The sequence below is a fragment of the Streptomyces sp. NPDC026515 genome, assembly GCF_055567595.1.
Window position 1 is genome coordinate 60,544 of record NZ_JBVHQD010000033.1, and the last position, 5,933, is coordinate 66,476.

The window sequence follows — 5,933 nt, forward strand, 5'->3', positions numbered from 1 at the left end:
GCGACACCGACGGCGCAGATCCAGAACCGGTCGGCACGCCCGTCTGCGGACCAGCCACAGGCCCCGGAGCCGATCCGGGCGAAGACGACGACGCACCCGCCGGAACCGCGGCATCGGGCCGGGGCTGACCCTTGAAGGGGATCTTGCTGCTGAGGCTGTCGACGCCGCGTGCGACGCCGGCCCGGCCGATCGCGCCGACACCGAGTTTCGAGGCCGAGTTGGCGATCTCGCCGGCAGCGACCGCCTTGGGGTCACCGCCCTGGTGGATACCGACGCCGATCTTCGCTCCGAGGGTGGAGCCCTCCTCGACGATGCTGCCCAGTTGGTCCGATGCCTGCTTACCGAGGGAGTCTCCGACCGCCGGTTCCGCGGTGTCGCCGAACTGGCCGCGCGGATTGCCCCGACCCTTGCCGACGGCACCCACTCCCCCCTTGAAGATCGCTCCGGCCACGGCGCCCGCCGCGGCTCCGGCAAACACGCCTTCTGCCGTGACCTTGTCGCCGTTGGCGGCCTTGGCGGCTGCTTCCTGTGCCGAGTCACCGAGGAACTTGCCCACGACCTCCGTCGCGGTCTTGCCCACGGGATGGCTCAGGAAGCCTCCGACGACCTTGTTGTTGGTCAGGGACTCACCGATCTTGGTGATGCTGCCCGAGGCCTGCTTGATCAGACCCGAAGCCTTCTCGATCGCCGGAAAGACGGAGCCGAGGGACTCCACGGCGCGACCGCCCAGCTTGAGCAGCGAGCCGCCGGGGACAATGCCCAGCAATCCGGTGATGAAGTCGCCGGCCTTGATCCCGCCCGTCTGACTGGCCACGACTTGGTTGAAGACGAACAAGAGTCCGCCCAGCAGGGCGCCGACCACCGGGAAGAACACCGCAACCACCGCGATCAGCAGGGACAGCAGGATCTGTACGAACGGGAAGTCCTTGAAGAAGTCGGCGATCTTCTGGAAGACGTTCCGCTCCGGGATCGCCTCCTCCGCCGCCCGGTCCAGCACTTCGGCGCACCGCCGCTGCGCGCTCTCGCGCAGGGTCTTCGCCTGCTCCGCCAGGCTCCTGGCCGCGCTCAACTCGGCCTGGCCCGCGTCGATGGCGTCCTGCGTGGAGCGAGCTTGCGCCTGCTCCTCTGCGGTCGGGGTCGTGCTCAGCTGCTTCGGGGTCTGGCTGGCCTGCGGTGCGGCGGCCCGCGCCCGGTCCACGGCCTGGTCGAAGCGGCCCTGTGCCTCCAGCAGCCGCGGTATGTAATCGGTGTAGGCCTGGGCCGCGTCGTGGTACGACGTCATGGTCTTGGTCAGCTTGTCCGGCAGATCGTCACCGATCTTCGCGTTGAGCTTGTCCATCGCCTCGCCGGAGCCCTTGGATATCGCCCCGCCCTTCTTCAGGACGTTGAGCGCCGTCTCGGCGGCGTCGCCGATATCCCGGTAGCGCTTGACGATGTCCTGGATGATCTCGGGGTTGCCGGGCGTCGGGTCCGAGTCCATGCCCAGGAGCTGGAAGTCCTCGGGACTCGAGTGCCGACGTGCCATTGCGATCCCCCGGTCCGGTGCGTGTATCTGACGTGCGATCCCGAGGTACACGGCACCGGGCTCATGGAGGGTTCAATGAACTTCGCGTCCGCGTCGAACGTTTCTGCCCGGCGGCCCCGTGTAGTCGGTGCAAGCAACGTCGGACGACATGGGTGGACACGATGAGCAACGGCACGGGCCGAGTGCCCGAGCACCGGCCGAGAACCGCGGCGGGGCACCCGATCCCGCAGACGCTGTTGTACGCCCTGGCAGCTCTGTTGGCGGCGTGTGCCGTCGTGTTCGGCACAGCCCGCTCGGCCGAGGCGGCGCCGCCCGCCGATGACCTGATCAAGGTGTTCGTGGTGCAGGATCCCGTGCAGACCGGCGGGCAGCCCGCCACCCTGCAGTCGATCGCCGCGGCGACGCTGGGCGATGCGGGGCGGGCCGACGAGATCTTCGGACTCAACCGCGGTCAGGCGCAGAAGGACGGGTCCGCCCTCAACAGCCTGGACGACCAGTTGCACCCGGGCTGGATCCTGCGACTTCCGCAGGACGCATCGGGTCCCGGCGTTCAACTGGCCAAGGACACCGGGGGCGGAAACAGCGCCTCCGCTCCCCCGGCCACAGGGACGTCCTCGCCGGGGACGGGCGCCACGCGGTCCACGGTGCTCACCATCCCCCTGGCAGCGGTGCTCGCGCTGCTCGGGGCCATCCTGCTCGCTCTGATCACCGCGGGCATCGTGGGCCGTCGCAAGGTGCGGGTCGCGGCCGGCGCCGTCGGGCGGGGTGTCCGCGCGCTGGGCGCGCCGGTGCGTCGGCGTCGCAGGCTGGCGCAGCGGCAGGCGACGAGCCGCCGCTTCGACGCGGACGGCGACTCGGTGCAGCGGGCCTACAACACCCTCGGCGAATTCGCGGCGACGGACCGGGAACCGGAGAAGCCGGTGCACGCGCTCAGCGTGGACGACGCCGGGGTGACGGTGTGGCTGTCCGCTTCCGATGCCGCCAACGCCCCTTGGGCGAGCATCGACAGCACCCGCTGGCGTCGTCCCGCCGGCGCACCCGGTCTCGGTGTTTTGGGTGGCGATGCCGGCGTGACCTCACGGTCCGCCCTCACCAGCGCATGTCTGGTCCGGGCGGGCACGGACGAGGCCGACCGGCCCGTGTTCGTGGACCTCAGCCGCCTGGATGGCGTCCTGAGTGTCAGCGGTGACAGGGTCGTTGCCCGCGACGTCGTGCAGAACCTGCTGGCGGAGATCGCTCGTACCAGGCCGAACCTGCCGGTGACCGTGCTGCGGGGCTCGGCCGACGCACCGCCGCTCGCCGTGCCGCCGAGTCTCCAGCAGATGCCACAGGCCGCGACGTCCTCGGTGGCGAGGCCGTTCCCGTCGTACGGCACGGTGCGCGCGGCCGCGTCACGCAAACCGGTGAGAGGGCTGGTCGTGGTGTCGGGCGCGCCGGGTCCGCAGGAGGAGGCCGAACTCGCCGCTCTGTGCAGTGTGGGCTGGACGGGACTGGTCTGCGGCGAGACACAGGAGGCTCACTGGCGCTGGTACACCGACGGTGACGGCCATGTGGACATCCCGGTGCTGGACCTTCAGTTGACGGTCCCGGCCTGAGCTCCGTGTCTGACGCTGCCGGAAGAATCCGTGGTTCCGGCAGCTGATCGGTGTCGCCGTGCGGCTTCTCCCTTGATCGCAACGCAGGAGGCCCGCTCCGCCGGTGGGAGCACGTACCGGCGGGGCGGGCCATTCTCCACCTGCCGCCGGAAGGGACGGCAGAAGAAGAGAACCCGGCACGCTACGGCCACGATGCCGGGTCCTTCCCCCGCTCACTGCCGTTGCCCCCATGGCGAAGCAGGAACGGGAGGTCTGTGAGCAGCGATCCGTGCGTATCGGCATCGGCACGCCTCGCGCGACCTGGCGTCGTTGAGCGAGACGGGGACGGGGCTTCCTGTCACACCCAGGAGGCATGGGGTGGCGGCCCGCAGCACGTCATGATTCTCCGTGGGGGACGTGGAGTTCCGGAACGCCGCGGGTACTGAACTGCTCGATCAGCTGCTCCGCCTGTCCATCAGACCGACGCATTCGCTGCCGATCGGGCGGGCTCGGTGAGCCTTGCAGCGCAACGCCCGGCCCGACAGGGCCGGTCGAAGGATCCTGCCCTCAGGGGCCTTGTGCATGACCGGTCAGGCAATCCAGGCTCTGTCTGAGGGGCGCTCAGGTCAGCGTCGGCGTCCCGGTACCCGGTCGCCAGGAATGACCGGCGATCGGCCCAGACCTGGCGCTTCATGGCCGCGTGGGCGCACAGGCCCATCGTCGAGGTCAACGCTCCGCACCGGCAATGGTGACGGATCCCAGCCGGTGACAGCCTTGGATCGAGCGCGCCGCGCAAGCCACGAGAACGGCCCACCGCGCAGAACGCCAGGTTCACGGCAACTGGCTCAAGGGCTCCTCGCCTCCGAAGGCCGGACGTCCGGGTGCCTTGACCGGGGTGCCCGGCGGACCGTCGCATGACAGAGCAAATAATTGATTGACTAATCCATAAAGCGCGCTAGCCTGTCGCTATGGCTCGTACCAGGGAGTTCGACATCGACCAGGCGGTCGACCGCGCCATGGATCTGTTCTGGCGGCGCGGCTACGCCGAGACATCCCTGCAGGATCTGCTGAAGGAATTGTCGATAGGCAGCGGCAGCTTCTACGCGGCCTTCGGCTCGAAGGAGGAACTCTTCCTCCGCTCTCTCGAGCGTTACACCGCCCTCCAGGCCAGCGGCCTGGAAAAGATCTTCGAGGAGACGGCCGAGACCAAGCCCGCCGTCCGGCTGATGCTCACCTCTCTGATCGAGGCGGATCTGGCCGAGCCGACGCGCGGCTGTCTCGTGGTCAACGCGTCCGCGCAGTGCGGCGACCTGCCCGCGGCGACCGAGCGCGTGACCACCGCGATCCGACAGGTCGAGTCCTTCCTCGCCGGTGTTCTCGAACGGGCCCAGGTGCGCGGCGAACTCTCTCCCGAGAAGGACCCGCGGGAGTTGGCCCGGTTCCTGACCACGTTCACCCAGGGCATCCGCGTCATCGGTCGGGCCCGCATGGGACAGCGGTTCGTCGAGGACGCCCTGACCGTCGCGATGCGCGTATTGGACTGAGCACCACAGCAGCCCCCTCGCTCGACCGCGCCATCAACCCGTGTTCGGCCTACCATAGTTTTGTATCGATCACTCCAGAAATGGGATCGGCCTGGCCGTGGTCGAGAAACTGGCCGGCGAGGGCGTCAAGGTGGTGGCGGGCAGCCGCACCTCCACCCCCGAGCTGGACGCCCTGGCGGCAACGTACGACGTCACGGTCGCATCGGTCGACCTGTCCACCGCGGACGGGGCCGAGCGACTTGTCCAGCAAGCCGTGCAGCGCTACGGCCGCGTCGACATCCTCGTGAACAACATCGGAGCCGCCGAGCCCCGGGAGTCGTTCCTCAAAGTGAGCGACGCGGACTGGCAGCGGATCTTCGATCTCACCTTCTTCAGCGCCGTGCGCGCCAGCCGCGCGGCTCTCCCCCACCTCGTCCAGGACGGCGGCGGGGCAATTGTGAACGTCGGTTCGATAAATGCCCGGCTGCCCTTCCCGATGGTGGTGGACTACTCGGCGGCCAAGGCGGCGCTGACCAACCTGAACAAGGCGCTGTCCGAGGAGTTCGCCCCGCAGGGCGTCCGGGTCAACTCGATCGCGCCGGGCCCGGTCCGCACCCCCTTCTGGACCGCTCCCGGCGGCTTCGCCGACGCCACCGCCGCGGCCGCCGGAGTCACCGCCCAGGAAGCGCTCGACGTGGTCGTGCCGCAGAGCATGGGTATCACCTCGGGGCGGGTCACCGAGGCGCACGAGGTCGCCGACCTCGCCCTGTTCCTCACCTCGCCGGTCTCCGCCAACATCACGGGAACGGAGACGCTCATCGACGGCGGCCAGACGAAGGCCCTCTGACCCTGCCCCGGCGAGCACCTCGCGCCGGGGGTGTCACGGCGCACGTTCCGTGACGCCGTGAGGCCACGAGCCGGTGAACAGGCGGCGGGCGCGAGGCCCCGGCCGGCGGGTACGCGACCGGCCGGCGAAAGGTCTGCCCGTTCGCACATGCCCGACCTGACCGATCGCGCAGGAGCGCGACGCGGGTGGCCGCATCGGGAACGCCGACTGCTCCCCCGGTGTCATAAAGCGTGGCGCCCGGCCCCTGCTCACGTCCGGCCCGCCCACTCGAATCGCCCCTCTGCGGCGGCACCTTCACAGCAGCCGCCCGGACGGGCGTGTTCAAAAATATGTTTATGCTTCAACTTCCTCGATCAAGTGGAGAGCACGACATGTCGGTCAACGACCCGATCACCCCTGAGCCGTTCCTTCAGCTGGGCCTCGGCTTCATGGCTTCCAAGACCCTTCTCAGCGCGGTGGAGCTG

Annotated in this window: 4 protein-coding genes; 3 read left to right on the top strand and 1 reads right to left on the bottom strand. The window is 69.3% G+C overall.

The features are described 5' to 3' along the window. Positions 1-1,525 (bottom strand): putative T7SS-secreted protein (locus tag ACZ4O3_RS41170; RefSeq protein WP_467727462.1); only part of this gene is annotated, 1,525 nt, incomplete at its 3' end. Between the two features lie 161 nt (positions 1,526-1,686). On the opposite strand from ACZ4O3_RS41170, the gene ACZ4O3_RS41175 reads away from it, so the two are divergent. The 3 genes from ACZ4O3_RS41175 to ACZ4O3_RS41185 all read left to right on the top strand — a co-directional run bounded on the left by ACZ4O3_RS41175 (position 1,687) and on the right by ACZ4O3_RS41185 (position 5,469). After that, a complete protein-coding gene (locus ACZ4O3_RS41175; protein ID WP_467727463.1) occupies positions 1,687-3,120 on the top strand; it encodes a hypothetical protein in 1,434 nt (477 codons plus the stop codon). A gap of 947 nt (positions 3,121-4,067) precedes the next feature. Beyond that, the gene (locus ACZ4O3_RS41180; RefSeq protein ID WP_467727465.1) at positions 4,068-4,643 is read left to right on the top strand and encodes a TetR/AcrR family transcriptional regulator; all 576 of its coding nucleotides are present in this window, start codon (positions 4,068-4,070) and stop codon (positions 4,641-4,643) included. 64 nt (positions 4,644-4,707) lie between these two features. Further along, complete coding sequence (locus tag ACZ4O3_RS41185; RefSeq protein ID WP_467727468.1) at positions 4,708-5,469, top strand: SDR family NAD(P)-dependent oxidoreductase; 762 nt, start codon at positions 4,708-4,710, stop codon at positions 5,467-5,469. Positions 5,470-5,933: the final 464 nt, after the last annotated feature.

Coding starts and splice junctions, on each gene's coding strand:
- ACZ4O3_RS41180 (WP_467727465.1), top strand. CDS start 4,068: ATGGCTCGTACCAGGGAGTTCGACATCGACCAGGCGGTCGACCGCGCC.
- ACZ4O3_RS41175 (WP_467727463.1), top strand. CDS start 1,687: ATGAGCAACGGCACGGGCCGAGTGCCCGAGCACCGGCCGAGAACCGCG.